Source organism: Gemmatimonadaceae bacterium (assembly GCA_036496605.1).
In the GTDB taxonomy this organism is placed as follows: domain Bacteria; phylum Gemmatimonadota; class Gemmatimonadetes; order Gemmatimonadales; family Gemmatimonadaceae; genus AG2.
In genome coordinates, this window is sequence record DASXKV010000032.1 from 68,846 (window position 1) to 93,430 (window position 24,585).

The following is a 24,585-nucleotide window of genomic DNA, read 5'->3' on the forward strand; positions in this document are numbered from 1 at the left end:
CCGTTCGGATCGCACAGCGATCTTTACTGTTCACCTCGCCGGCACCGCCCTTGCGACTAGAGCTCCGAGCCATGACCCTCCCGTCCGCGCTGAACCGGGATCGAGCTCCCTCCTTCCCAACCAACCTCGACGCATTGCGGCTGCAGATCGAGGCGCTCGCAAAGAACTCGGGAGCGCGCGCCATCGCCGTTGCGCTGCACGATACCGAGACCGGGGCCGAACTGCATTACGAGGCAGATCGGTGGTTTCATGGCGCGAGTACGATCAAGGTTGCGATCCTGCTCGCGGTTTACGGCGAGATCGCGCGCGGCCGCCTGGCGCCGCAATCGCGCCTGCATGTCCGCAACCGCTTTCTCAGCGCGTACGACGGCTCGCCATTTCGCGTGCTTGCCGATCGTGATTCCGACTCCGAGGTGCACGCGGCGATCGGCAAGACGATGCGTGTGAGCGAGCTCGCTCATCACATGATCGCGACGAGCAGCAACCTCGCGACCAACCTGCTGCTTGACCTCATCGGCCTCGACGCTGTGCAGCGAACGATCGCGCACTTCGGCCTAACGGGGCTCGACGTACGCCGCGGTGTCGAAGACGAGAAGGCGTTCGAGCACGGCATCATCAACCGTGTTACCGCGAAGGGCCTCGTGGCACTCCTGGGCCTGATCGCGGAGGAACGCGCTTATTCACCCGAGCTGTCGCGCCAGATGCTCGACATCCTTCATCAACAGGAGTTCAAGAAGGGAATTCCGGCGCGATTGCCGCGCGAGGTGCGCGTGGCCCACAAAACGGGTGACATCTCCACGGTGGCGCACGACGCCGGCGTCGTCTATGCGCCGGGGCGCAAACCATATGTGATCGCCATTCTCACCGAGTGGGCACCCGACGCGGGGAGCCGGTCGCCGACGATCGCCACGCTGTCGCACGCGGTGTACGAGCAATTGCGCGGAACGCTGTCGGATGCCTGATCTTCGCACGGACTCACTCCGGATTGTCGACGGCTATCGTCTCGACAAGCCGCGTCGCGACGCACTCGTGCCGAGTGGTGTGTTGCGCGATCGTGAGGGCCGAACGCGCCAGCTGCCGCGGTACTTCTATGAAGTTGCATCGTGGAACGCAGCGTTGGAGATGGAGCTCGGACCGCACTTTCACATGTGGGAGTTCATTCACACCGATGTGCGCGAGGCGACGCCGCTGCGCTTCTTCCCACGCTACGTGCCCTGCGCCGTCGTGCTGACCGCCGCACTGCTGGAGCGTTTCCGCGACGTTGTGGGTGAGCCGGTGCGAATCGCCGCAAACGGCGGCTATCGATCGCCGCAACACGAGCTCACGAGCCATGCGTCCACGCACTGCTGGGCGTCGGCGGTGAACATATACCGGGTCGGCGACGAGTATCTCGATACCCGCGACCGGATCGAACGATACGCCGAGATCGCGCGCGATGCGCTGCCAGGCGCGTGGATTCGCCCCGTGGGCGAAGATCGCGGCTTCGCGGACGATCACCTGCACATTGACTTCGGATATCTCGTCTCCGTGCCGCGCGACGCGCCGGGCGATCCGTATAATCCGAAGTTGGAGGGCGACCCGCTCTGAGCGGGCGGCGCGCGAGCGATGGCGGTTGTGACGGGGAGGAACAAGCGAGAGCGGCAACCGCGCCTAACGGCGCGCCGCGCGCCCGTCGCGCGAGGCACGTCGCCGTCGATCGTCTCACGACCAGCGATCGGTCTCGAGGCGGAGTTCGTCGTGGTGATGGACGGCGCGCCGGTCCGTCCCGAAGACGTCTTCGGCTCGCCACGGCGCATCGTCCGCGGTCCGCTCATGCATCGCACCGGCCGGTCCTATCATTTACCTACCGGCAGCGCCGTGTACTTCGACACCGGGGTAATCGAGCTCGCGACGCCGATGATCGAGATCGAACGCGGCTGCGCCGCTCGGGCCGGTCGCTCGCTGTGGGAGAGCATTCTCTTTCTGCGGCAGGAGCTGGACGATTGGCAGGCACGACACGACCATGAGGTACGACTGGTCGGGTTTAGCACTCACTATAATGTCTCGTTCGATCTCCCGACTCCCGATCGCAGGGCCGATCGCACCGTCGAAAAGCTCGCGCTCCTGCTTACATATCTTTTGCCGGCGCCGGTCATGCTGCTCGCCGCGAACCGTCAATCGACCGGCATCGGCGTGCGCCCGCGTGGCAACCGCGTCGAGGTCACTGCCGATTTCACGCCGGACGCGGCGCTCATGATCGCGACCGCGACCGTGATCGTTGGCATCGTGCGTGAGGTCATGAGCTGGCCGAGCTATGAACTGGCCGAGTTGTATGGCCCGGAGCACGGCGATCTCCCGATCTTTCGCCAGTTCACGCCGGCGCCCCATAGCTCGCGAAAGGGTTGGGTCGCGCGCGACTCGTGCTTCCCACGCAATCCCTTCGCCTCGCACGTCGACGCGGATCGCTGGGACGTCTGCACCGGCGAATCGATCTCGCTGCGTGAGATCGCGGGACGCATCACGAAGCACTTCTGGCCGGCGATTCGCCGCTACGCCGATCCCTTCTCTCTCCGCCTCGTCGGCGCCGTCATGGCGGGGCGGACGCCGTCGCTTCTGGAGCTCGCCGACCGTCCTCCGTCGTACGAGAGCGTTGGCCATCTCTGCGCCTGGGAGGATCTCTTCCCCGAGCACGAGCTGCCACGTTCCCGATATGAGCGAGTACTCATTCGCGCCATTCACGGTGACCGCTTGCACCTGGGCCGCGACGATTGGTACACCCCGACGGGAATGAGCGGCTGGTCACACGTCGTCTTCCGCCGCGATCGCGACCGCAGCAAGCACGTGTTCTCGCTCGATTACCTGCTCCGGCATCTGGACGACTGGGAGGCGCCTCAGCGCTAGGCGACCTGGACCCTACGTCGCCTCAGGATGACACTACGCCTCACTGCGCACGCGCGTGCCACGCAGCCAACGCGTCCGCTTCCTGCTCCGGCGTGATCGTAAAGTGCGGATGCTCACGCCGTGTTGTCGGTACGGTCGGCCACCAGGCGAGCGTGTCGCGCACCGTTACCGCCAGAGGCCGGAAGGTGAGGCCAGCCGCGATCGCCTTCCGGTTGCTGATCGACATCATGCCGTCGTCATTCCCCGCGAGCCGCGCCCACGGAATCGCCTCGTCGATCTTGTGCTCCGCCAGAAACGCGTAGTCGTCCACCCATGTGAACTTCACGTTGGCGCCGAGGGCCGCCTTGGCCTGCTCGAGAAAGCTCGGCATCGTTAGGGTCTCTTCGGGCCCGGCGGCGTTGTAGACGCCCGAGCGCTGCTCCTCGAGCAGCCCGATCATCCACTCCGCGAGATCGCGCACATCGATGATCTGCACTGGATCGTCGTGGCGGCCCGGCGCGAGCACTTCGCCGCCGCGCGCCAGGCGCACGGGCCAGTACGGAAAGCGATCGGTGGTGTCACCGGGGCCAACGATGTACGTCGGGCGAACAAGGAGTGCTCGATCGCCGAATGCGTCGCGCACCTCTTTCTCGCAGCGCGCTTTCGCCACGCCATATGTCTCCGACTCGTCCTTCGGATCGGCGACATCGAGGTGTGGCGCCCACGATTCGTCGAGGCCGCGCTTCAAGTACGGGTAGTAGACACCCGTCGACGACGTGAAGAGATAACGGCCGGCCGAGGCCTCGAGCAGCTGTGCGGATTGCCGGACCCACTCCGGATTGGTGGCCGAGTCGTCGACGACGGCGTCGAAGCGTTTTCCGACGAGCGCCTCGAGGTGTCCATTCCGGTCCCCGGTGAGACGAACGATCTCGTTAGGCAGATCCGCTTGGCGCCGCCCGCGTGTGAAAATCGTCACGCGATGCCCGCGCGACACCGCGTGCCGGACGAGATGAGGACCGATGAAGCCGGTGCCGCCGAGGACGAGCAGATTGAGCGACGATGTCGCGCGTGGCGCACCGAGGCCCGTCGCCGCTTGCGCCAGCGCAGGGAGGCCTCGGCTGAGCAGCGCGCCACCAACAACCGTACTCGCCTTCAGGAAGTCTCGTCTCGTTGTCGTCATACCACCAAGCGAATGCGAGGTCGGCTCAGATGTTAGGCGCGAGAGCGCCGTGCGACTACCCGCCCGACCAAATCCTTACAGACGTCGGTCGCGACCGCTCAGCGCGTCCAATCATCACCAGATCGCGCCACGAGCGCCGCGAAAACGCGCATCAGGTCACGCGGCGCACGGCGATGATCAACGCTGCGCCGGCGATGATCGCCACGCCGCCGACGATCGGCGAAATCGGGATTGTCCGATCTTCGCGCGCCGTCACCTGCAGCGGCCCTACGCGAGCGACCTCGCGACGACGCGTGTACGTGATACCGCCGTACGCGACGCCGATGACTCCAAGTAGGACGAGAATGAGTCCGACGAGCGTTCCCACTTTCATGTTCACTTCCTCTGCGATGGTGTGCACGTCGCCGCATACGTCGACGGCGCGACATTGAAGAATACGGCAGACTGCCGTCGTTCGTTCGCCCTGGCGAAAGGTTGCCTCACACTGCGTTCTCCTCCGCCTGCATTCCCGCCGCCGGCCGGGCACGGCTCGGCCAACGTCCCGTATCGTAGCCATGCGCCGAACTCTCCTAGGCATGTACGCGGACATCGTCGTCTTCGACCCGAAGACGATCAACGAACGCGCCATCGTCGAGCAGCCGAAGCAACTGTCGACGGGCGTGCGTTACGTTTGGGTCAACGGCACGCTCGTTTGGCGCGACGGAGCGCACACGGGCGCGAAACCAGGCCACGTCCTGCGAGGACAAGGTTACGCCGGGGCCAGGTAGGTTCGTCCCTCCGCGTTGTCGGTCCGTGCTTCACGGATGCAGGTTGTTCGTTAAGATTTCCTGACTGCATACTCTTTCTGGCGATTCCATGCGTTCCCTTCTCGTTGGCATCTTCGCATTCGCGACGCTCTCGTCGACTGCACGAGCGCAAACCAAACAGCAGCTCGTCGAGGACTGGGAACGCCAACGCACCAACGTGCTGGCGTACATCGATGCGATGCCGGATTCGGCGATGGCCTTTCATCCGACGCCTGGAGTGCGCGACTTCGCGCAGCAGATCGTGCACGCGGTGAGCACCGACCTCGAGGTCGCCGCGATCGCGCTCCGCGGTCTCAAGGAAGCGCCGTTTACGCTCGACACGACGCAGCTACATCAGAAGGCCGCGCTCCGCGACTACACCGATCGGGTGTATGGCTTCCTGCTCGACGCGCTCAAGGGCTCCACGCCCTCGCAACTGCTCAAACAATCGTCGGTGTACAATCTGCCGCCACAATCGGCCGCGCGCTGGCTCACGCTCAGCTACGAGCACGCGGTATGGACGTTAGGCCAAACGGTGCCGTACCTACGCTTGAATGGCGTGACTCCGCCTGCGTACAAGCAGCCGTTGTGATACGCGGCGGATCGTTCACCTATCGGGAGATCTGGAGCGCGGCGAGCGCCTCGGGAAGAATGAAACGGGCCCATTCGGCGTACATTGCCGACGATGGATGCAGTCCGTCGTCGGCGAGCAGCACGCGATTGTCGGCAGCGCGACGTGAAATAGGAGTCACGTCGATGAATCGCACGCCCGCCTTACAGGCCTCGTCGCAGATCAATGCGTTGAATTGGTCGATCTCGCTCGCTATCGTCGCTGCGCCACGCGGATCGGCGACCGCAAATGGCGTCACTGCCCAATCCGGAATCGAAACCGCGAGCACTCGCGAAGGCTCGCCCCGCGCGTGGCGCACCGACCGTGACAACAACTCGAGGAACCCGTCGCGGAATGCGAGCACGCCGAGCCCGCGGTACTGGTCGTTGACTCCGATGAGTAATGAGACGAGATCGTAGCCGGCATCGGGCGCCGGCGACGCCTCGTCGAGCACCGCAATCAGTTCCGTCGTCGTCCAACCGGTTTTCGCGATGATGACCGGATCGCCCAACGCAACGCCGGCGTTCCGCACCGCGGCTGCCAGTTGTACCGGCCATCGATCGCTCGCGCTCACCGCCTCGCCGATGGTGTACGAGTCGCCGAGCGCGAGATAGCGTTGCGTCACGGCGCCACGTAGTTCTTCGAGATCAGGTCGTAGTACGAGCGCACCGCACCGCTGTCGTACGTCGCAACGAACGCGTCGAGCGTCTGGAGGATTTGCGTCGAGTAGTGTCCGGGCACGTTGAGCGGATGCGCTCCGGCGGTGCCGAAGCCATAGCCATACCCGAAGAAGCTCCGGATGATGACACTCCGGTGATCGCGTGGCAGCAGTTTGACGTTCTCGGCGAATTGCGGAAAGCCGCCATCCCTGATGAGATACTGCTCGACGTTCGAGATGTAGAGCACCGAGACTTTCTCGTTTCGCTCGCCGACGTACTGGCCGATGGCAGCGAGCGCGTGATCGCCAGCGGCATTCCCGACGACGGGAATGATCAGATCGCGCACCTCGAGGTTTTTCACGAATTGGAATCCCTCTTCCGAGGCGAGGTAGTTCGCCTGGTGTCCCGACCGATCTTTCTCGAGCAATAACTGCCGATACGTTGGGTGGTACGGTCGCGGGGCGCGCCCGATGCTCGAGTAGCGCAGGTCCAGTGAATCGCGGACGAACGCGTCTCTGATGCGCGCGATCGTCTCGAGATCGAGTGTCGAGAGTGAGATACCGAAGTGCCGAACGCGCTGGCTGATCGCCGATTGCACGGAATCGACGAGATCGGCGTCGGTGTGCGTGGCGTCGATATAGTCGACGAGCTCCTCGATCGACTTCGAGCCCCAGTGGTCCATGTCGCGCGGGACGGGCTTGCCGAACAGGAGGCAGACATACTCGACGCGGTTGCGCGACATCGCGAACAACGCCTTGAAGAGCAGATGCTCGAGAAGGTTGTCGCGACGAATGTCGATCATGAAGGCGATGTTGGGATGCACCGCCGCGATATATGAGAAATTCTGATCGGGTCCGACGCCGATGTAGGCACCGCCCTGGACCTTCAGACGGCGCATGCCGTCGAGCACGTGCAGATACGATGTCTCGTTGGAAATGAGATTGTCGGAATCGAAGTAGCCGCCTGGCTCGGACAGGCGCTGGACGAGCTTCGCGAACGCCGAGTCGACTCGCGCCGGGTGATCGAGCGCGAATGAAGACGCGTTTGCCGCTCGCGGCGGCCCCTGATGCGCCGCTCCACTGGCGAACGATCCCATGAGGATCGTCACCGGAATGGCCGCGATCAGCCAGCGCACCGCCCGGAATCTCGAGCTCATCGCAATACCTCCGCTCCCGCGAAATTACTTGGCGTGACCCGGCGAAAGCCAGTGATTGCGCTTCTGGGGACGCGCGTCAGCTATTCGCGCGGCGGCGCGTGAGACGTCGTCTGCGTCATCACGAGGCGGAGCTGCGTGAGAAACGCCGCCGGACCGGCGTTATCGGGCAGCGCATGCAGCGCGCGCAGAGCGTCTTCCTCGCGCACGGCAAGCCCGGCGCTGATCGTGTTCGGATCGACGCCGACGCGTTCGAACTCCTTCAATAACTGCGCGAACCGCTTCCCTTCCGTCATGCCACACCCACGGGATCGCGAGCTGAGGCCGCTGTTCGCATACTCCGTTCCGCCATGCCGGTTCCTACGCGGAGCGGCACGACAACAGAACTCACGCTCATGGAGTATCGGTCCCGGCCCAGAACGCGGAAAGGGCCGGCCTCGACTCGAGGACCGGCCCAATCGTACCAACATATTCGTAAACGCTCAGCGCGTTCGAGTCACAGGTCAGCGCTGGAAGAGCACCACAAAGAGTGCTGTCACCGCGGCGGTGAGGGCGATGATTGCGCCGACAACGCCGAATGCCGCCGCCGGCGTGATGACGAACTCGCGACGATACCACGGCGTGATCAGCTGCGGCGCGGTGCGCGGGAGGGCGTCCATGATCCGCTGCTGCACGTGCGCGGGCGTCGTCATGTGTCGCCGCGTATCGGTGACTTGCGCCATCCGCTTCCAGAACTCGACGTCGTGCTGCGTGTCGCCGTGACGCACCGCGGCTTCCGGCAGCTCACCGTCGAGCCACGCATGGATCGCGGGAGAAAGCTGGCGGCCCAGATCGGGCTGAGGAAGCGGTACCTCACGATCGCTGAGCGGATGCTCGAGCTCCGAGCGGCGCTCAGGCTGCGGGCGGCGCTCTCGCTTATGGCCATCGAGGTTCCGGCCATTCTCGGAATGAATGTCGTCGAACATGTTAGGCGTACTTCTCCTCGAGTAAGGCTTGCAGCGCCTCACGAGCGCGGTGGACGCGCATCTTGAGCGCACCGACAGTGGTGCCGAGTAGATCGGCCATCTCTTCGTACGAGCGTCCTTCGACGTGCTTCATGATGAACGCTTCGCGGAGCGATGACGGCAGCGTCGCCAGGGCCTTGTCCAGATCCGTGCGTAATTCACTGCGATCCAACTCCTCGTCGGGCGTCGCGTAGGACGAGGGTTGATCGTCTTCGTCGTAGCTGAGGTGGGACCGGCGAATATTCTTGAGCCAGTCCTTGCAGCCGTTGGCGACGATGCGAAAAACCCAAGCATCGAACCGCCCGCGCACCTCGGCGAGGTGCTGATACGCCTTGATGAAGCTGAGCTGCAGGATGTCTTCTGCGACATCGGGGCTTCCCGTCATGCAGAGCGCGTGTCGATACAGCGGATCGCTGTATCTGGTGATCAGCGTCTGGAACGCGTCGCGCTGACCCGCGAGTACGCGTTGGATGATCAGCTGATCAGTGTCCTGATCTGCGAGTTGTGCGGGCTGCTCCGTCGTCTTCACGACAACAGAGTAACGCGATTCCCGCGTTTCGGACAAGGCCGCGGGCGCGCTCCCGCTGGCGGTCCTTGGTTTCACGGCAGTCGCCACGGTGGAGGGGACGAAGGAGGGTGAATGGAGTAACGACAACACGGAACGAGCACTCGGCTGCTCGATCCGACTAATCATTGAGCGATTCGTCTCTCTGACCTTTACCGTCCGTCGGATTGCCCGAACGTCGAATCAAAGACGCGCCAACCGCGGTGACGTATCACACTCCCATGTTCATCGAGCCGGGGCGGCGGAAATCGCGGGCTCGTCCCGACGCTTGGAGGCATGCCAAACGTAGGTGACGCTTCAACATCCGCGATGACCTCGCGGATTGACTTCACGACCCCCGTCGGGACGCCGGCCGCCGCGAGCTTTTCCTGCCACACCCCCGCGGGTGCGGTCACAACCCTTGATGAGAATTCTTTAACAATTCGATCCCGCTGCCCCAAGCGGCCGGCGTTCGTCGCGAGCTGCGGGTCCGACGCGAGCTCGGTCAAGCCAAGAGTACGCACGCAGCTCGCCCATTGTGCGTCGCTGCCGACGGCGATTACGAACGGACGATCAGCCGCGCGGAACAACTGATAGGGAACAAGATTCGGGTGCGCGTTGCCCCATCGCCCGGCATCGACACCGCTGACCAGCACATTCTGCGCGACGTTCACCAGCGCAGCGCGCGCGCTGTCGACGAGTGAAATGAAGAGCCGTCGACCGGCACCCGTTTTGTCGCGGTGCACGAGTGCCGCCAGAATCGCCACGACGGCATCCTTCCCAGCAATCACATCGGCGAGCGCAACGCCGACCTTCATGGGATCCCCATTCGGCTCGCCAGTGATCGCCATCCAGCCACACTCGGCTTGTGTGACGAAATCGTATCCCGGGCGCCCACTGTCCTCTCCGAAGCCGGTGATCGTGCACCATACGAGCTCACGATTTCGACGCATCAGCGCGATTGGGTCGAGATCGCGACGCTCCAACGTGCCGCGCCGGAAATTGTCCACCACCACGTCCGCCTCATTGACGAGGCGGATGATTACATCGCGGTCTCGAGCCGACTCGAGGTCGAGGGCAACGCTCAACTTGTTTCGGTTGACCGACAGGTAATACGCGCTCTGGCCTTGCTCATCGAAGGGCGGACCCCAGCCTCGCGTTTCGTCTCCCGAACCCGGCCGCTCGACCTTGATGACGTCCGCGCCGAGATCGCCAAGCATCATTGTGCAGAGTGGGCCGGCGAGAACGCGAGTGAGGTCGAGGACTCGAATGCCATTGAGCATAGTCTTGCGTTATGATGTCTTGATCGTGACGCAAATCACTCGATTCGTCTGGCGGCAGTACAATTGGTGAGGACGTCTGACTCGAACGCGCTTGCGTAGCTGTCGCCGCCTTCTATACTTCCGCCACGACGAACCGGCTGCGGCGCGCGAAGATAGCGCCGCGTCCCGACACAGGAACAGCGTCGGGCATCCCATTCCGCGGATTCGACGGCCCATGGCGGACAAGCCGTTTCCTCCATCTTCAGCGCAATACCATCCGGCTTCCTCATCATCCCGGGGGCCGTCAGCCGAAGCGTCCGGTGGTGAGTCGAGCGCCGGCGCATCCGGCGCCCGGAATGCTCGTCATCGAAGCTCGGATGTGCGAGATGCGATGACGGAGATGGCCGAGCGCGCGCAGCTGATCAGCCAGGAAGCTGGGACAATGATCGCCGCCGCTATGAAGGACGTTATTAGCGCCGCCGCCGGTCTCGCCGGCTTTGCCGTCGAGAGCGCGCGCGACCTTGTGCAGTACATGGTCCGGCGAGGCCAGATGACGCAGGACGAAGCGGATAAGCTGATCCGCGAAGCCGAACAGGCGCACGGAAGACGCAGCGGTCGCACGAGCGCGAGCAAGGCGCCCTCCGGCGCCCACACCCAGGCGGCCGCATCTGCCCCCGCCGCTGAACGTTCGCCGAAATCGGAGCCACCGCGCGAGCCGGCCCGTCGCGAGTCCACGAAAGCCGGAGCCGCAAAGCGCCTGTCCGGGGCCACGTCGGCGAAGTCGGCGAAGAAAGAACCCGCGAAGCGCGAGAGCGCGGCCAAGAAACCCAACTCGAAGTCTGCGAAGAAGCGCCGTTAGCTGATCGGCCCAGCGGCGCGCTCTCGGATTGTAACTAACCAATTCAACAGCTCCCGCAGCGCGGGCGGATCGGGAAGAACGAATTCCGCCTCTGTCTGAACGCCGCCCGGCGAAATCCCTTCACCCACGTGCACGGTGATCGCGCTCCACTGCCGCGCACGGATCGCGCGAAATGCATCTTCGTCCGTGCGGTCGTCGCCGGCGTAGAGCAGCGACCCGCCAAGCATGCCCCGGTTATTGCTCACGCCGAGTGCCTCGGCGAGCTCGATCAAGGCCGTGCCTTTATTAATCGGCAGCGGCGGCCGCAGTTCGAAGATCTCTTTGCCGTGAATGATGCGAAGCTCGAGCTGGCGAGCCACGGCGGTGAGCGCCTGCTCGACCGTCGGTACATCGCTTCGGGCAGCGAGTCGCACGTGAACACTCAGCGTCCAGGTTTTGTTCTCGATGAAAACGCCCGTGATCCCCGCGAGCGGTTCAGCGAGTAGACGAGCTGCTCGGGCGAGTGTTGGCGCGAACGCCTCGGCAAGCGAGTTGACTCGTAAGGCATTCGTCGGATCGATCAGCTCGATACCATGATTGCCGATAGTCCAACTGTCCGGCACGTCGACGAGACGCTGGCCGTCGCGCGCCGCGCGGCCGGTGACGAACGCGAGATGGACGTCGTGCGCGCGTGCGAGTCGTTCGAGCGTGCGACGTGTCTCCGCAGGAATCGCCGCGGCGGACGGCGTTGGTGCAATCGGCGCGAGTGTGCCATCGATATCGAGCGCAACGAGCAACGGCGACCGGGAGGCGCGCCCCTCGAGATCCTCGTTCGCCGGGAGCGCGTTGCGCGGCGCCGTCTGCGCCAGACTCGTTCGCGGCTGTGTCACACGGTCGCGTGTTGCTGCGCCATGATCGCCGTTGCCCGCGCGAGAATCGAGTCCAGCCAGTCGAAGATCGTCGAATTGTGGAGCTGCCGACGCATGCGTCGCATGCGACGACGTCGCTCGTCAGGAGACATGTCGAGCGACATGCGAATCGCGTTCACAAAACCATCGACGTTGAATGGATTGATGAGGCACGCACCCTCGATTTCCTCCGCCGATCCGGTGAAGCGACTCAGCATCAGCACGCCACGCTCGTCGACTTGGCACGCGACGAACTCCTTGGCGACGAGATTCATTCCGTCCTGAAGCGACGAGACGATGCAGAGATCTCCGGCGCGATATACGGCGGCGAGTAAATCGGCGTCCACGTTCTCATTGATCAGCACGATCGGTGTCCAGTCTTTCGACCCGTACTTCTTGTTGACGGCAATCGTCGTCTCGACGACTTCGCGCTCGAGAATGTTGTACGCGGGCACGTTCGAGCGCGATGGCGTCGCCACGAAGAGAAAGGTGAACTGGCCGCGGAGCTCGGGCGATTCATCCCACAGTGTGTCGAGTGCTCGCAGTCGTTCCGGAATGCCTTTGGTGTAGTCGATCCGATCCACGCACACGCCGAGCTGACGTCCGTCGCGCGCATACCGATCGCGGAGCGTTCGCACGCGCTGCGTGGCGTCGTCGCTTCGCGCCATCGCCTCGTAGCGCTCGACGTCGATGCTGATGCCAAACGCGCCGACGTGAATCACCCGATCGCGATATGTGATCACCTGCCTAACGGGGTCGACGCGCGCCTCGGGAATGAACTGCTCGACGCAATCCATGAAGTTCTCGGCATACCGGTCGATCTGGAATTCAGCCAGGTCGTTGCCGAGCATGCCGCGAAGCAGTGATTCATGCGTGCCCGTAGGAAGCAGTCGAAGAATGTCGGGCGGCGGAAAGGGAATGTGCCAGAATTGATGAATGAACAGCGATGGCCGCATCGCGCGTAAGAATTCCGATGCGAGCGCGAAATGGTAATCTTGTATCCAGGCCATCGCGCGTCCGGTGCATCGCTCCGCTTCATCGGCGACGGCGTGCGCGAAGCGCAGATTCACCGCGCGATAGCGCTCCCAGAACTCGGTGCGAAACTCGAAGTGCTGGATGAGCATGTGGCAGAGCGGCCAGAGCGCGCGATTCGAGAAGCCGTGGTAGTAGCCGTCGATGTCTGCCTCGTCGAGCCACACTCGATGCAGGGTGTATTGTGGAGCGTCGGGCGGAACCTGCACGCGACCGGCTTCGTCACTGACATCGCGATCGGCGGTTCCGGAGCCCCACGCCACCCAGGTGCCGTGCGTGTGGCGCATCGTCGGATCCAATGCCGACACGAGCCCGCCGGGCGGCTGCTTGATCTCGATCCCGTGCGGGCCACGCATGTGCTCATACGGCTCGCGATTGGACACGAGAATGAACTTGCAGTCGTTCAAATAATGGACGAAGTCGAGCATGAGCTTTGATTCGTCGCAACAGACGTTCCGGGCTGGCGATTCGTCTGGTGCCCGATACGTTTAGCGAACTTTCGTGCAAACTAGTTCATCAGCCATGGCGGAAACCATCTGACGCGCGCTGTATCGATGCCCTCGCTCCCGCCACGCGCGATGGTCCATTCCGGCACGCGCGCACCGACGCGTATCGACTTCGGTGGCGGTTGGACGGATGTTCCGCCGTACTCGGAGCGGGAAGGCGGCTTCGTCTGCAACCTCGCCATTGCGCGTTATGCAACGGTACTCCTCGCTCCTGCCTCGCAGGCCGATGGCGTCTCGCTCAGCGCTGATCGAGCGCGTGACAAGCCGATGGTCGAGGCCGCGGTCCGTCGTGCCGGCGTCAGCGGCGTGGACGTCGCCCTATATAATGATTTCCCAGTCGGTGCCGGACTCGGCGGCTCCTCCGCGGCAGGAGTGGCACTGGCGCAAGCGCTCAGCCGTTGTGCCGGCGAATCGCTCGATCCCGCACAGCTCGCCGAACGAAGTCGGGCGACCGAAGTGGACGAGCTGGGTGTTGCCGGTGGACGTCAGGATCACTACGCGTCCGCTTTCGGAGGAGCGCTCGCGTTGCGCTTTTCCGATCATGGAACTGACGTGCGTCAGATTCCGCTTACTCGTCAAGCGCGCGAAGAGCTGGAGCGCCGTTGCATCGTCGTCTACACGGGCGAGTCGCGAATCTCCGGCGATACGATCAGCGCCGTGACGGGTGCCTACGAGCGTCGCGATGCCAAGGTGCTCCTCGCGCTGCGGCGCATGAGCGCGCTGGCCGAGGACATGGCGGAGGCACTCCTTCGCATAGATATCGATGCGCTGGCCGCTCTCGTCGGCGAACACTGGGCGTACCAGCGCTCATTGCATCCGGCGATTCCAACGAAGCGGATCGATGCGATTATCGAGCGCGCGCGAGATGCGGGCGCGCTGGGTGCGAAGGCGCTCGGCGCGTCCGGTGGCGGATGCGTGCTCGCAATCGCGCGGAGCGGCCGCGAGGCCGACGTCGCTACTGCCGTTTCCGCTCTTGGACCGCTGCTTCCGTTCTCAGTCGCGGAGCGGGGCGTCGAGACGATGGCCGCGGACGCGCGGTCCAAACCGGAACGCCGATGAGGATAACGAGCGGCGACGCGGTAGCTCTCACGCGCGAGTTGGTGCGTGTGGATTCGCGAAATCCCACGCTCGTCGCCGGCGCGCCAGGTGAGGCAGGAGTGGCCCGCGTGCTCGCCGAGATTCTCTCGGCGTGGGGCTTCAGAGTGGAAGTACGAGAGGCAGCGCCTGGCCGGCCTAACGTGGTCGCTCGCATTGGGAATGCGACTGCCGGAGGTCGCTCGCTGATGCTCAACGGCCATATCGACGTCGTCGGCGTCGAGGGAATGACGCACGCGCCGTGGGACGCAACCGTGAGCGATGGTCGGCTTTACGGCCGTGGCTCGTCTGATATGAAGGCTGGTGTCGCCGCGATGTGCGCGGCAGCGGCGCGCGCCGCGAGCGCGAGTGGAGGTTCGCTCGATGGTGAGATTATCGTTACCGCTGTGGCGGACGAAGAGTACTCGAGCCTCGGTACGCGCGCGCTGATCGCCGACGGCGTTCGGGCTGACGCCGCGATCGTCACCGAGCCGACGGTTCTCGCTATCATGCCCGCGCACAAAGGGTTTGTCTGGGTCGACGTGGTCGTGCACGGACGGGCGGCGCATGGGAGCAAGTGGGATGTCGGCGTCGACGCGATTCGGCACGCGGGACTGCTCCTCGCCGCGCTCGATGCACTCGACGCCGACCTGCTTCCGTCTCGTGCGCATGCGCTTCTCGGACGCCCATCGCTGCACGCGTCCACGATCGATGGCGGAACCGGTCTGTCGACGTATCCCGACCGATGTCATTTCACGATCGAGCGCCGAACGATTCCGGGGGAATCGACAGCGGCAGTGATGGAGGAAATTGAACAGGCGTTCGCTCGCGTGCGTGCGCGCAGGCCCGATCTCGACGCGAGTGTGTCTCTCATCTTCGAGCAGCCGCCGAGTGACGTGCCCGTTGACGCGCCAATCGTGCGTGCGCTCGACGGCGCGCTGCGCGCGTGCGGCGAAGAAGTGAATGTCACCGGAATGAGTGCGTGGACCGACGCCGCGATCCTGAACGAGGCCGGCATTCCGGCGATCTGTTTCGGTCCCGGAGATATCGCGCTCGCGCACGCGGCCGAGGAGTACGTCCGCGTCGACGAGATCGAGCGCGCGACGCTCGTGCTCGCGGCGCTAACGATGGAGTGGACGCGCAAAGGAGCGTGAACGTGGCCTACCTATCGCACCAGGATTATGACGCGCTCGAGCGCGCCATTCGCGCCGGACAGCGAATCGTCGTCTGGCGCGCAGGCATCGAGTATGTCGTCGTCCCAACCCAGCTGCGCTTGCAATCGGGACGAGAGGCGATCGACGCGCGCCGTCCGACTGGTGATTCATTGATGCTCTATCTCGACGAGATCGACTCCCTGGAGGTCATCGCGTGAGTGACACGCGTCACAGTGAACTGGCGTTGCTGGCGATTTTCGCCGACGAGTCATGCCTCGGCAACGGACGCGAGGGAAGCAACCCTGGCGGGGCTGCCGGTGTAATCGAGTACTGGAACGCGGGCACGGAGCGCCTCACGCGATTCGATTATTGGGTTTCCGAACCGGCGACCACGAACAATCGCATGGCGCTTCGCAGCGTCATCGAAGCCTTTCGCACGATTTCGCGTAAGGGAACACGGTTTCGTGTCGTGTTCACATCAGACTCGCAGTATCTCGTGAAGGGAATGACGGAATGGGTGCACGGGTGGAGCGCACGAGGATGGAAGCGCAAGGGCGGCACGATCGAGAATCTCGAGTTGTGGCAAGCCGCTGTCGCCGAAGCTGGCCGTCATGTCGTGCAGTGGCGGTGGGTGCGCGGACACATCGGCCATCCGCAGAACGAGTATGCGAATTTTCTCGCGGTGCGGGCGGCGCGCGAACAAACCATGTCGTCGGGCGTCGTCGCGTCCGGTTTCGACGAGTGGCTCGCAGCGGAGCGCGCAAAGGGAAGAATGGCCGCGGAGCCAGACCCTTTTCCCTTGGAACGCCCCTTTCGACCGGCCCGCGCCTTGCCAGTCGTGACGAAAGGCTCACTCACGTCGTGATAAGGGGAAACGTGAGCGAGAGCCGATATGAAGCCCCTTATCGTGGGTCTGCTGCTTGGATTGGCCGTCGGGTACTGGCAAGGTTTTGGAGACGCCAGGAAAGGCAGAGACAATGTCGCCGTCCGAGTGCTGAACGCATTCGGCGCCAAAAAGATCAGAGCAGCGGAAGAGTCGCGCGCCAAGGTTACGGAAGAGGCGTCCCGACCCTGAGTTCCGCGTGCTGAACCAGAGCACCGCGCAATGATGGACGCACTCGATCGAACATTCCGGCATCTTCTCCAGACCATTCAAACGCGCTACCCCGCGTATGTGACGCAGCCGTTCGAGGTCGCGGAGCTCTATCAGAATATCTTGCCATACCGGCATCACCGCCGTGAGCTCGGATTGGAGACCAATCAGGAGTATGAGCTCGTGCTGCTCCAACTCCTCTCTGGAGCACGCGACTACCTGGTGGTGAACGACCAGATGCGCGAGCGGCTGGCACGCGAGCTGGCATCGCCGAACCCCGACCCGGGTGCTTTTCGCGAATTCTCAACTTCGCAGATCGCGCTGTCGCCGGCTGCGGTCCGGCGGTTCGAGAGCGGCGCCGCCGGCAGCGAGCCAGCGCTTGTTGGCGCTGCCAAGGCGTCCGCGACGGAAACGACGCAACGCATGCCATCGCAGCGCGCGGCTTCCGCGACATCGGTATCGACGGGGCCGCGAGCCACGTCGTCCGCAGCCACCGCGCCGGCGGCGATGCCCGCGCAGCCCGCGCCGCGACGCGCAGCCTCGAGCACAACCACTAACGCGAGTACGACTACGGTGAGCACTGGACCGCGCGCCGCGGCGTCGCCGGGAGCGTCGCGCCCTACGCAGACCATCGTTCCACAGGCCGGTGAGCAATGCCGCTACTGCAACGGCGCACTTCCGGCTGGCCGCCGAATCACATTCTGCCCGCACTGCGGGCAGAATCTCAGCGTGGTGAATTGCATGGCGTGCGGCACGGAGCTCGAGCTGGGTTGGAAGTTCTGTACGACGTGCGGCCGCCAGGTGTCGAGCGCTTGAGTTCGGCGCGGCGGCGCCTCGTTAGGCTCACGCGAGCGGCACGGCCATGATGCGGGAGAAAAGTCCGAGAGGGTGGCCGCTCGTTGCACTGGCGCTGTGCGCGTTCGCGGCGTGCGCCACCACCCTCGGTCAGTCGAGCGGAACCGACACCAGGACCGCGGGGACGAGCTCCATTTCGCCGGACGCCGACTGGCCGACGAGCACTCGTGAACACGTCGATCTCTGGCTGCACGGCTACGCGATGCTGACGAGCGATACGGCACGCGTCCCACTCTTTAGGCGCGCCTACCGACAGCGCATACGCGCCATTCGAAGCGCGCGGAATGCCTTCACTCAGCTGGACGCAAACGCCGACAAGCTCTCCGCGCGATTCGTGACGAACCCATCGCTCGTCAACGGTCAGTTCGTTCCCTTCTACTTCTCCTCGTTCGAGCAGATCCAACAGGTCACCGATCTATTCATTCGAGCCGAAGGCGATCCCAGGGCAACGAACGATCAAACGACACAGCAGCTCTTCGGCGTCCTGAACGGCGCCTTCCCGAGCGCTGCCGATCGGGATTGGCTGCGACTCTTCGTGCAGTCGCTCGGCGAGGAGAATTCCAGATTCTATCAGGCGTACTGGACAGACGAGACGGGGCGCCGCGCCGCGACACGACGCGCCGTCGATTCTGTGTGGCGCGTCTACCGGCCCAAACTTCAGCGTTTCCTCAACAATACCCAGCAGGCGAACGGGGAGCTCATTCTCTCCCTCCCGCTCGACGGCGAGGGCCGTACGATCGCCTATTCCAAGCTGCAGAATTCCGTCGCGGTCGGATTTCCGGATTCGGCCGGCGCGGCCGTCGAGGCCATTTACGTTCTGGCCCACGAGACCGTCAACGCCATCACCGCGACGGCCATAAGCGACAACGTGACGCCGGCCGAGCTTCGCAACGGTGCCCTCACGCGGTACGCCGCGAACGCGAACGTCAGAGCCGGCGCCATTCTCCTCCAGCGTGCCGCTCCGGAGCTCGTCGCCGGATACATGCGCTACTATGTGCGCGCGGCAGGAATCACGGCACCTGGTGCAGAGCTCAACGCGCTGTTCCTCTCGACTTTCCCGATTCCCGACGCGATTCGCGACGCCATCACGCGGCAACTCGACGTCGTGCTCGGCGGAATCTGAACCAAATCGCACGCCGTATATTTCGGCGTATGCCCAGCGACTCGAATTTGCCCTCACGCAATCCGACTTCGGGACTGGATCGCGGCGCGCTCGAGCGCGTGCTGTCGCGCGCCGCCGAGCTTCAGGCTGGCTCCGGCGAACCGGAAGAGGTCATGAGTGAGGAGCAGATTCTCGAGCTCGGAAAGGAAGTCGGTCTCTCGTCAGACCATCTTCGTCAGGCACTCGCCGAAGAACGCACACGCGTCGCTCCGCCAGCAAGCGAATCTGGCCTGAGTGCGAAGTTGCTGGGCGGTGCTCGTGTGGGCGCGAGCCGTACCGTGCCGGGCCGTCCACGTGACGTGCTCGATGCGATCGACGTGTGGATGCAGCGCCAGGAATGTCTGCAGCTCAAGAGACAGTTTCCGGATCGCATCGTCTGGGAGGCGCGTCGCGACCTGGTCGGGACCGTGCGTCGCGCGCTGAACGTCGGCGGGCGCGGCTACGCCCTTGCGCGCGCACACGAGGTGGCAGCGACTGCGGTCGCCGTCGACGGAGCTCGCACGCTCGTGCGCATCGATGCCGATCTCGCGCCCTTTCGAAGCAGCCTCGCGCGTCAGAGCTCAGGCGTGACCGTATTGGGCGTTGCCGCGGGCGGCGTGCTCGTCGCCTTGCATTTTGCAATTGCCGCGGCGGTCGCGCCGCCCGTGCTGATTGGCACGGGCGCGCTTTATCTCGCCCGTGGCATCAACTCGCGCACAGCAAGTGCGGCACAGCTTGCGCTGGAGCAGCTGCTCGACGGCCTGGAGCGCGGTGAGGTGACCAAGCCTCAGCCTTCGATTCTCAGTGCGCTTGCCGCCGCCGCCGCGGCGATCCCGCGCAAGTATTGACACCGCCAGAGGCGCCTAACGAAGCGGCCGCTCAACACGTGTCTCTTTTGCCGCCTCCTCGAGGATATCAGGGCGTGTTCCGCACCGACGAGCCCGCACGCGCAGTGTATTCGGAGGCGGCGGGCATCGCGCGCGTGCTGCCGCGCGCGGTGGCCGTTCCCAGCAACGAGGCGGACGTCGCGTCGCTCGTTCGGTGGGCTCGCGAGAACAATGCGCCGCTGATCCCGCGAGGCTCGGGAAGCAGCATGGCTGGCGGTGCCGTCGGCGACGGCGTCATCATCGATCTGAGTCGCCTGCGACGAGTGATCGCAGTGAATGCCCCCGATCGATCGATCGTCGTGGAGCCTGGCGTTCTGCGCGCCGAAGCGAACGGCGCCGCCGCGATGAAGGAGCTCCGCTTTCCCGTCGATCCATCGAGCGGCGATTTCTGCACGATTGGCGGAATGGCGTCGACGAACGCAGCGGGCTCGCACTCGCTCTCATTCGGCGCGACGCGTCCCTGGATTCGCTCGCTGCGCTGCGTCTTCGACGACGGCACCATCGCTGACGTGCGACGCGGTGCCGCACCGCCGATGCACGTCGCCGCCATCGCGCGATTCATGGAGCTCGGCCACCCAGCCATCGCCGCCGGCGAAGAGATTATGCGTGCCCAACACATCGGCGTCCGCAAGGAATCCTCCGGCTATGCGACGGCGGAGTACGCGCGGAGCTACGACCTGGTCGATCTGCTCGTTGGCAGCGAGGGCACACTCGCGATTTTCGTCGGTGTGGAACTGTCGCTCGCGCCCCTCGCTCAGGCGACGAGCAGTGTCCTAGGCGCGTTCCCGACTCTCGAGAACGCGGTCGACGCTGCCGGGCGCGCTCGCGAGAGTGGCGCGGTCGCGTGCGAACTTCTCGATCGAACATTCCTCGACGTCGCACGCTCCGGCGGTGGCGGCTCCGTCCGCGACGTGCCGAACGACGCGGAGGCCGTGTTGCTCGCCGAAGTCGAGGGCGACTCCGCCGCAGACGCAGAGGACGGCGCGCGAGCGATTGCGACACTCTTCGAGCAGTCGGGATCGACCTCGGTGCGGATCGCTCTCGACCAACCGACAGAGACCGAGCTCTGGGAGCTGCGTCACGCCGCGAGTCCAATTCTCTCACGTCTCGATCCGTCGCTGCGCTCGATGCAGTTCATCGAAGATGGCGCGGTACCGCCCGCGCGACTCGCCGACTATGTCCGCGGCGTCCGTGAGAGTCTCGCTCGCAATGGAATTCGTGGCGTGATTTTCGGCCATGCCGGCGACTCGCACGTCCACGTCAATCCACTCATTGACGTCTCGACCTCCGACTGGCGCAGTCGCATGGCGCGTATTCTCGACGAAGTGACGGAGCTCGTCGCGAGACTCGGCGGAACGCTTACCGGTGAACACGGCGACGGCCGACTGCGAACGCCGCTCCTCGAGCGTGTCTGGTTCGGCGACGCGCGGGCCCGCTTCGCACTCGTCAAGCACTGTTTCGATCCCGCGGGAATCTTCAACCCTGGCGTGAAGGTGCCGACAACGGGCGAGCGTGCTTTGGATCAGATCAAGTACGATCCTTCGCTCGCGCAGCTCCCGAGCGCGGCGGCAGCGGCGCTCGCGCGCGTCGAGCGCGAGCGTGCGTACGCGCGATCGAGACTCGAGCTGCTGGATGAGGCTGTGGTCGCGGCGCGCACGGGTTGACGCGTCGTGCGGTCGCGCCTTGCTTTGTCAGGCGCCGATCTTCCTGCCTCTCGCTCTCCTCGCCATGCCGCATTTCTACTACGAGCCCACGGTCACGCTTCTCGCACGACCGCTCTTCTCTATGCCAGTGCACCTTCCGGTGAACCTGATCGGCGAGAGCACGGACGGAGAGCAGCTCGCGGAGTTCGCGGGTCGCGTGTGCTACATGAGCCAGCACAATCCGGCGAAACGATCGACGCGCGAGTATCTGGACAATATCAAGAAGCAGGGACACGGCTCCGTGCTCGAGCACGCGAATTACACGGTGCTGCTCGAGGGCGTGAGCCGATCGCTCACACATGAGCTGGTGCGGCATCGCGCCGGGTTCGCGTACTCGCAGCTCTCGCAGCGATACGTCGATGAATCGGAAGCGAACTTCGTCGTTCCGCCCGCGGTGATCGGCGACACGAATCTCGAGGCGACGTGGCGCGAGCAGGTCGAGCAGGCGCAGCAGGCCTACGTGTCTCTCGTCGAGAAGCTGATGGAGCGATATGGGTGGGTTCCTGATCGCGTGCATCGACGGAAGATGGCGCGTGAGGCCGCGCGTGCGGTGCTGCCCAACGCCACGGAGACGAAGATCGTCGTCACCGCGAACGCGCGTGCGTGGCGGACGATGCTCGAGCTTCGAGCGAGCGAGGGCGCTGAGCTCGAGATTCGTCGCGCCGCGATCGCCATGCTGCGTCTCGTCTCGTGCGAGGCGCCTGGATTTTTTTCCGACTTCGAGATCTACGCCGCCGACGATCGTCGCGAGGCGGCGCGAGTGATCTACCACAAGGTGTGATCGGTGGACTGGCGGTTGGTGAAATCGGATTCACCAACAACCAATCACCAATCACCGGAAGATTTTCATTGCGCGAAAATTTCGCAGTTTGTATTTTGCGCCCGACTCGTACATGGCACCGCTCTTGCGCGACTCATCGTGCACAGCGTCACCAGCAACGAGCGCACGAGATGCACTCAAGACTCGGGACACGAGAGCGGCGACTCCGCGCCGCGGACGATCAAACGAGATCGGATGACGCGCATCGGTTTCGCGTACAATCAAAAGCCTGAAGAGTCAGCGGCGCTCGCGAGCGAGGACAGCGAGACACCGCGCTCGGAAGAGGAACCTCCCAGTACGCGCCGGGACGATGCGTCCCGGAGCCTGAAGGAGCCGACGGCGGCAAACGCCGCCGTCGCGTCTTCGACCGATGATCTCTACGCCGAATGGGATTCCGCGCAAACGATCGATGCGGTCGCGAGCGCGCTCGCTGCGTACGGTGAAGTCATTCGTCTCGAGGCCTCGCCGGATTTTCCCGAGCGCCTTCGAACCGAAAAACCAGACCTCGTCTTCAACATTGCCGAAGGACTCCACGGCGTGAATCGCGAATCGCACGTTCCCGCCATCTGTGAATTTCTCGGAGTGCCCTACTCCGGGAGCGATCCGCTCACGCTCTCGATCTGTCTCGACAAAGCGCGCGCGAAGGAAGTTCTCAGCTATCATCGCGTACCAACCGCGGCGTTCCTGCTCGTCGAATCGGCGGAAGATCTCGATCGGCTGCTCGGGGGGGCACTGCCGCTCTCGCCGCCGTCGGAGATCATGCCGCTCTTCGTGAAGCCCGTGCACGAGGGCTCATCGAAGGGAATCACCGAGCGAAACTTCGTTCGCAGCGCAGACGAGCTCGAGGCGCAGGTACGATTCCTTCTCGACACCTATGGGCAGCCGGTGCTCGTCGAGGAATTTCTACCCGGCGCCGAGTTCACCTGCGGAGTGCTCGGTAACGGAGCGGACGCACGTGTGCTGCCGATGGTCGCGATGAACTTCGACGCGCTTCCCAGTGGATCGGTTCCGATCTACGGCTACGAAGCGAAGTGGATCTGGGACCGGCCCGAACGTCCACTGGACATCTTCGCCTGCCCGGCGCCAATAAGTGAGACGATGCGTACTGCGATCGAACGTGTCGTCCTCCGTGCCTATCGAGTGCTGGGTTGTCGCGACTGGTCTCGCGTCGATGTCCGCCTCGATGCCGACGGCGTGCCCAACGTCGTCGAGATCAATCCGCTCCCGGGTATTCTGCCGAATCCCGCGGACAACTCCTGTCTCCCGAAGGCAGCGCGAGCGGCAGGATTGTCGTACGAGGAACTCATCCAGAGCTGTCTCTTGAACGCGGCGGAGCGGTGTGGTGTGACGATGCGTCGGCGCAGCGCGCGTGGTCGTCGCGTCGCGAGCGAGCGCTCACAGGCGGTCGCATGAAGATCGCGGTTCTCTTCGACGGCGCCTCTGCGCTCGCCAAGTCGCCCGATCTCCTGATTCTCGGAACGGTAGAGGCCATCGAACGCTCACTCGCGGCCGAAGGAAATCACGTCGTCCGCATCCCAATCTTGATGGATGGGCGTTGGATCGAGCGTCTCCGACGCGGCAAGTTCGATCTCGCGTTCAACGTCTGCGAGGGAATCGACGGCGTGGCGAACTTCGAGCCGCCCGTTATCGGCGTGCTCGAGTTATTCGGAATTCCGTACACCGGGAGCTCCAGCTATACGACGTCGCTCTGCCTGCGCAAACACGTCGTGAACGCGCTGCTCGAGCGTGCGGGCTTGCCGATTCCTCGCTTTACGACGGTGCGTCGTGGCGGCTCGCTGGCCTCGGTCGGCTTCCCGGCGATCTGCAAGCCGGCCGCTGAAGACGCGTCACTCGGCGTCGAACAGCGATCCGTCGTGCGCACGATGCGCGCGCTTACGGCGCGCGTCGACGCAATGCTCGAACGGTGGGACGAAGTACTCGTGCAACGCTTCATCCACGGGCGCGAAATCAACGTCGGCATCGTGGGTGACACGGTGCTTCCCATCTCCGAAATCGATTTCGGCGCGATGCCGCGCGGGATGTGGCGCATCGTCACGTATCAATCGAAGTGGCTCGTCGGCAGCGATGAGGACGTCGGCGCAGCGCCACGGTGCCCGGCGGAACTTCCGCCCAAGCTTACCTCGGAAATCCGGCGCATCGCGCTGAGCGCGTGGCGGCTCGTCGGCGGTCACGGCTACGGCCGCGTGGACATGCGCATCGACTCGTCTGGCAAGCCGTGGATCCTCGAGGTCAACGCGAATCCGGACATTGCACCTGACGCCGGCCTCGCGCGTATGGCCGCAGTTGCCGGCATCGAGTATTCGGCTCTCGTGCGCTCGATGTGCCAGGTCGGACTCGAGCGCAATCACGACGATCTCTCGGTGGAGGATGGGTGGGCGCTCGCGCAACGGTTATCAGGCGTTGCCGGCGAAATTGAACGGAGCGCACCGGCGTTCGATCTCTTCGAGGCAGAAGCGCGCGAGGAGACCGAACATGCGGTCGGCGATCACTGAAGACG

Annotated in this window: 28 protein-coding genes; 18 read left to right on the forward strand and 10 right to left on the reverse strand. The window is 64.2% G+C overall.

Annotated features, from left to right (window positions below; all coding sequences use genetic code 11):
- Nucleotides 1-71: 71 nt before the first annotated feature.
- The 3 genes from VGH98_11040 to VGH98_11050 are packed head-to-tail and all read left to right on the forward strand — an operon-like array spanning nt 72 to nt 2,880.
- On the forward strand, nt 72-962 hold the full coding sequence (locus VGH98_11040; GenBank protein ID HEY2376498.1) for a serine hydrolase: 891 nt from the start codon (nt 72-74) through the stop codon (nt 960-962).
- The gene (locus VGH98_11045) at nt 955-1,587 is read left to right on the forward strand and encodes a hypothetical protein (protein HEY2376499.1); all 633 of its coding nucleotides are present in this window, start codon (nt 955-957) and stop codon (nt 1,585-1,587) included. The genes VGH98_11040 and VGH98_11045 overlap by 8 nt, the downstream gene beginning before the upstream one ends.
- Before the next feature lie 18 nt (nt 1,588-1,605).
- Nucleotides 1,606-2,880: a hypothetical protein gene (locus VGH98_11050; protein ID HEY2376500.1), complete on the forward strand. Its 1,275-nt coding sequence runs from the start codon at nt 1,606-1,608 to the stop codon at nt 2,878-2,880.
- A 40-nt stretch (nt 2,881-2,920) separates the two neighbouring features.
- Here VGH98_11050 and VGH98_11055 read toward each other — a convergent pair whose 3' ends face one another.
- Both VGH98_11055 and VGH98_11060 read right to left on the reverse strand, forming a co-directional pair.
- Nucleotides 2,921-4,039, reverse strand: a complete 1,119-nt coding sequence (locus tag VGH98_11055) for an NAD-dependent epimerase/dehydratase family protein (protein HEY2376501.1) — start codon at nt 4,037-4,039, stop codon at nt 2,921-2,923.
- A 151-nt stretch (nt 4,040-4,190) separates the two neighbouring features.
- On the reverse strand, nt 4,191-4,412 hold the full coding sequence (locus VGH98_11060; GenBank protein HEY2376502.1) for a hypothetical protein: 222 nt from the start codon (nt 4,410-4,412) through the stop codon (nt 4,191-4,193).
- Nucleotides 4,413-4,593: 181 nt separating this feature from the next.
- Between VGH98_11060 and VGH98_11065 the strand changes: the two genes are divergently transcribed.
- A complete protein-coding gene (locus VGH98_11065) occupies nt 4,594-4,806 on the forward strand; it encodes a hypothetical protein (GenBank protein HEY2376503.1) in 213 nt (70 codons plus the stop codon).
- Nucleotides 4,807-4,894: 88 nt separating this feature from the next.
- Nucleotides 4,895-5,416: a DinB family protein gene (locus VGH98_11070; GenBank protein HEY2376504.1), complete on the forward strand. Its 522-nt coding sequence runs from the start codon at nt 4,895-4,897 to the stop codon at nt 5,414-5,416.
- Nucleotides 5,417-5,435: 19 nt separating this feature from the next.
- On the opposite strand, the gene VGH98_11075 is transcribed toward VGH98_11070, so the two are convergent.
- The 6 genes from VGH98_11075 to VGH98_11100 all read right to left on the reverse strand — a co-directional run bounded on the left by VGH98_11075 (nt 5,436) and on the right by VGH98_11100 (nt 10,077).
- The gene (locus tag VGH98_11075; GenBank protein HEY2376505.1) at nt 5,436-6,059 is read right to left on the reverse strand and encodes an SGNH/GDSL hydrolase family protein; all 624 of its coding nucleotides are present in this window, start codon (nt 6,057-6,059) and stop codon (nt 5,436-5,438) included.
- A complete protein-coding gene (locus VGH98_11080; protein ID HEY2376506.1) occupies nt 6,056-7,249 on the reverse strand; it encodes a hypothetical protein in 1,194 nt (397 codons plus the stop codon). The genes VGH98_11075 and VGH98_11080 overlap by 4 nt, the downstream gene beginning before the upstream one ends.
- A gap of 80 nt (nt 7,250-7,329) precedes the next feature.
- Entirely contained in the window at nt 7,330-7,542 is a 213-nt protein-coding gene (locus VGH98_11085; GenBank protein ID HEY2376507.1) for a hypothetical protein, read from the reverse strand.
- Nucleotides 7,543-7,749: 207 nt separating this feature from the next.
- Complete coding sequence (locus VGH98_11090; GenBank protein ID HEY2376508.1) at nt 7,750-8,211, reverse strand: hypothetical protein; 462 nt, start codon at nt 8,209-8,211, stop codon at nt 7,750-7,752.
- 1 nt (nt 8,212) lies between these two features.
- Entirely contained in the window at nt 8,213-8,854 is a 642-nt protein-coding gene (locus VGH98_11095) for an RNA polymerase sigma factor (GenBank protein ID HEY2376509.1), read from the reverse strand.
- Between the two features lie 113 nt (nt 8,855-8,967).
- Nucleotides 8,968-10,077 (reverse strand): CoA transferase, encoded by a 1,110-nt coding sequence (locus VGH98_11100; protein HEY2376510.1) that lies wholly within the window; start codon nt 10,075-10,077, stop codon nt 8,968-8,970.
- A 379-nt stretch (nt 10,078-10,456) separates the two neighbouring features.
- Here VGH98_11100 and VGH98_11105 point away from each other — a divergent pair, with 379 nt between their 5' ends.
- On the forward strand, nt 10,457-10,915 hold the full coding sequence (locus VGH98_11105; protein ID HEY2376511.1) for a hypothetical protein: 459 nt from the start codon (nt 10,457-10,459) through the stop codon (nt 10,913-10,915).
- Here the strand turns inward: VGH98_11105 and otsB are convergent.
- Both otsB and VGH98_11115 read right to left on the reverse strand, forming a co-directional pair.
- Complete coding sequence (otsB, locus tag VGH98_11110) at nt 10,912-11,784, reverse strand: trehalose-phosphatase (protein HEY2376512.1); 873 nt, start codon at nt 11,782-11,784, stop codon at nt 10,912-10,914. The genes VGH98_11105 and otsB overlap by 4 nt on opposite strands.
- Nucleotides 11,781-13,262, reverse strand: a complete 1,482-nt coding sequence (locus tag VGH98_11115; GenBank protein HEY2376513.1) for a trehalose-6-phosphate synthase — start codon at nt 13,260-13,262, stop codon at nt 11,781-11,783. The genes otsB and VGH98_11115 overlap by 4 nt, the downstream gene beginning before the upstream one ends.
- 126 nt (nt 13,263-13,388) lie before the next feature.
- On the opposite strand from VGH98_11115, the gene VGH98_11120 reads away from it, so the two are divergent.
- From VGH98_11120 to VGH98_11175, 12 genes are all read left to right on the forward strand, one after another.
- Complete coding sequence (locus VGH98_11120) at nt 13,389-14,399, forward strand: hypothetical protein (GenBank protein HEY2376514.1); 1,011 nt, start codon at nt 13,389-13,391, stop codon at nt 14,397-14,399.
- Nucleotides 14,396-15,568: an ArgE/DapE family deacylase gene (locus VGH98_11125; GenBank protein ID HEY2376515.1), complete on the forward strand. Its 1,173-nt coding sequence runs from the start codon at nt 14,396-14,398 to the stop codon at nt 15,566-15,568. The genes VGH98_11120 and VGH98_11125 overlap by 4 nt, the downstream gene beginning before the upstream one ends.
- A gap of 2 nt (nt 15,569-15,570) precedes the next feature.
- The gene (locus VGH98_11130) at nt 15,571-15,786 is read left to right on the forward strand and encodes a hypothetical protein (GenBank protein ID HEY2376516.1); all 216 of its coding nucleotides are present in this window, start codon (nt 15,571-15,573) and stop codon (nt 15,784-15,786) included.
- The gene (locus VGH98_11135; GenBank protein ID HEY2376517.1) at nt 15,783-16,433 is read left to right on the forward strand and encodes a ribonuclease H; all 651 of its coding nucleotides are present in this window, start codon (nt 15,783-15,785) and stop codon (nt 16,431-16,433) included. The genes VGH98_11130 and VGH98_11135 overlap by 4 nt, the downstream gene beginning before the upstream one ends.
- A gap of 27 nt (nt 16,434-16,460) precedes the next feature.
- Nucleotides 16,461-16,643: a hypothetical protein gene (locus tag VGH98_11140; GenBank protein HEY2376518.1), complete on the forward strand. Its 183-nt coding sequence runs from the start codon at nt 16,461-16,463 to the stop codon at nt 16,641-16,643.
- A gap of 30 nt (nt 16,644-16,673) precedes the next feature.
- Nucleotides 16,674-17,477: a zinc ribbon domain-containing protein gene (locus VGH98_11145; GenBank protein HEY2376519.1), complete on the forward strand. Its 804-nt coding sequence runs from the start codon at nt 16,674-16,676 to the stop codon at nt 17,475-17,477.
- A gap of 46 nt (nt 17,478-17,523) precedes the next feature.
- Nucleotides 17,524-18,639 carry a hypothetical protein gene (locus VGH98_11150; protein HEY2376520.1) on the forward strand — a complete coding sequence of 372 codons (1,116 nt, stop codon included), beginning with the start codon at nt 17,524-17,526 and terminating at the stop codon, nt 18,637-18,639.
- 29 nt (nt 18,640-18,668) lie between these two features.
- Nucleotides 18,669-19,505: a hypothetical protein gene (locus VGH98_11155; protein ID HEY2376521.1), complete on the forward strand. Its 837-nt coding sequence runs from the start codon at nt 18,669-18,671 to the stop codon at nt 19,503-19,505.
- A gap of 74 nt (nt 19,506-19,579) precedes the next feature.
- Nucleotides 19,580-21,208 carry an FAD-binding oxidoreductase gene (locus tag VGH98_11160; GenBank protein HEY2376522.1) on the forward strand — a complete coding sequence of 543 codons (1,629 nt, stop codon included), beginning with the start codon at nt 19,580-19,582 and terminating at the stop codon, nt 21,206-21,208.
- 64 nt (nt 21,209-21,272) lie between these two features.
- Nucleotides 21,273-22,028 carry an FAD-dependent thymidylate synthase gene (thyX, locus tag VGH98_11165; protein ID HEY2376523.1) on the forward strand — a complete coding sequence of 252 codons (756 nt, stop codon included), beginning with the start codon at nt 21,273-21,275 and terminating at the stop codon, nt 22,026-22,028.
- 234 nt (nt 22,029-22,262) lie between these two features.
- Nucleotides 22,263-23,480, forward strand: a complete 1,218-nt coding sequence (locus VGH98_11170; GenBank protein ID HEY2376524.1) for a hypothetical protein — start codon at nt 22,263-22,265, stop codon at nt 23,478-23,480.
- Nucleotides 23,477-24,580, forward strand: coding sequence for a hypothetical protein (locus VGH98_11175; GenBank protein HEY2376525.1), 1,104 nt, complete (start codon nt 23,477-23,479; stop codon nt 24,578-24,580). The genes VGH98_11170 and VGH98_11175 overlap by 4 nt, the downstream gene beginning before the upstream one ends.
- Nucleotides 24,581-24,585 lie beyond the last annotated feature (5 nt).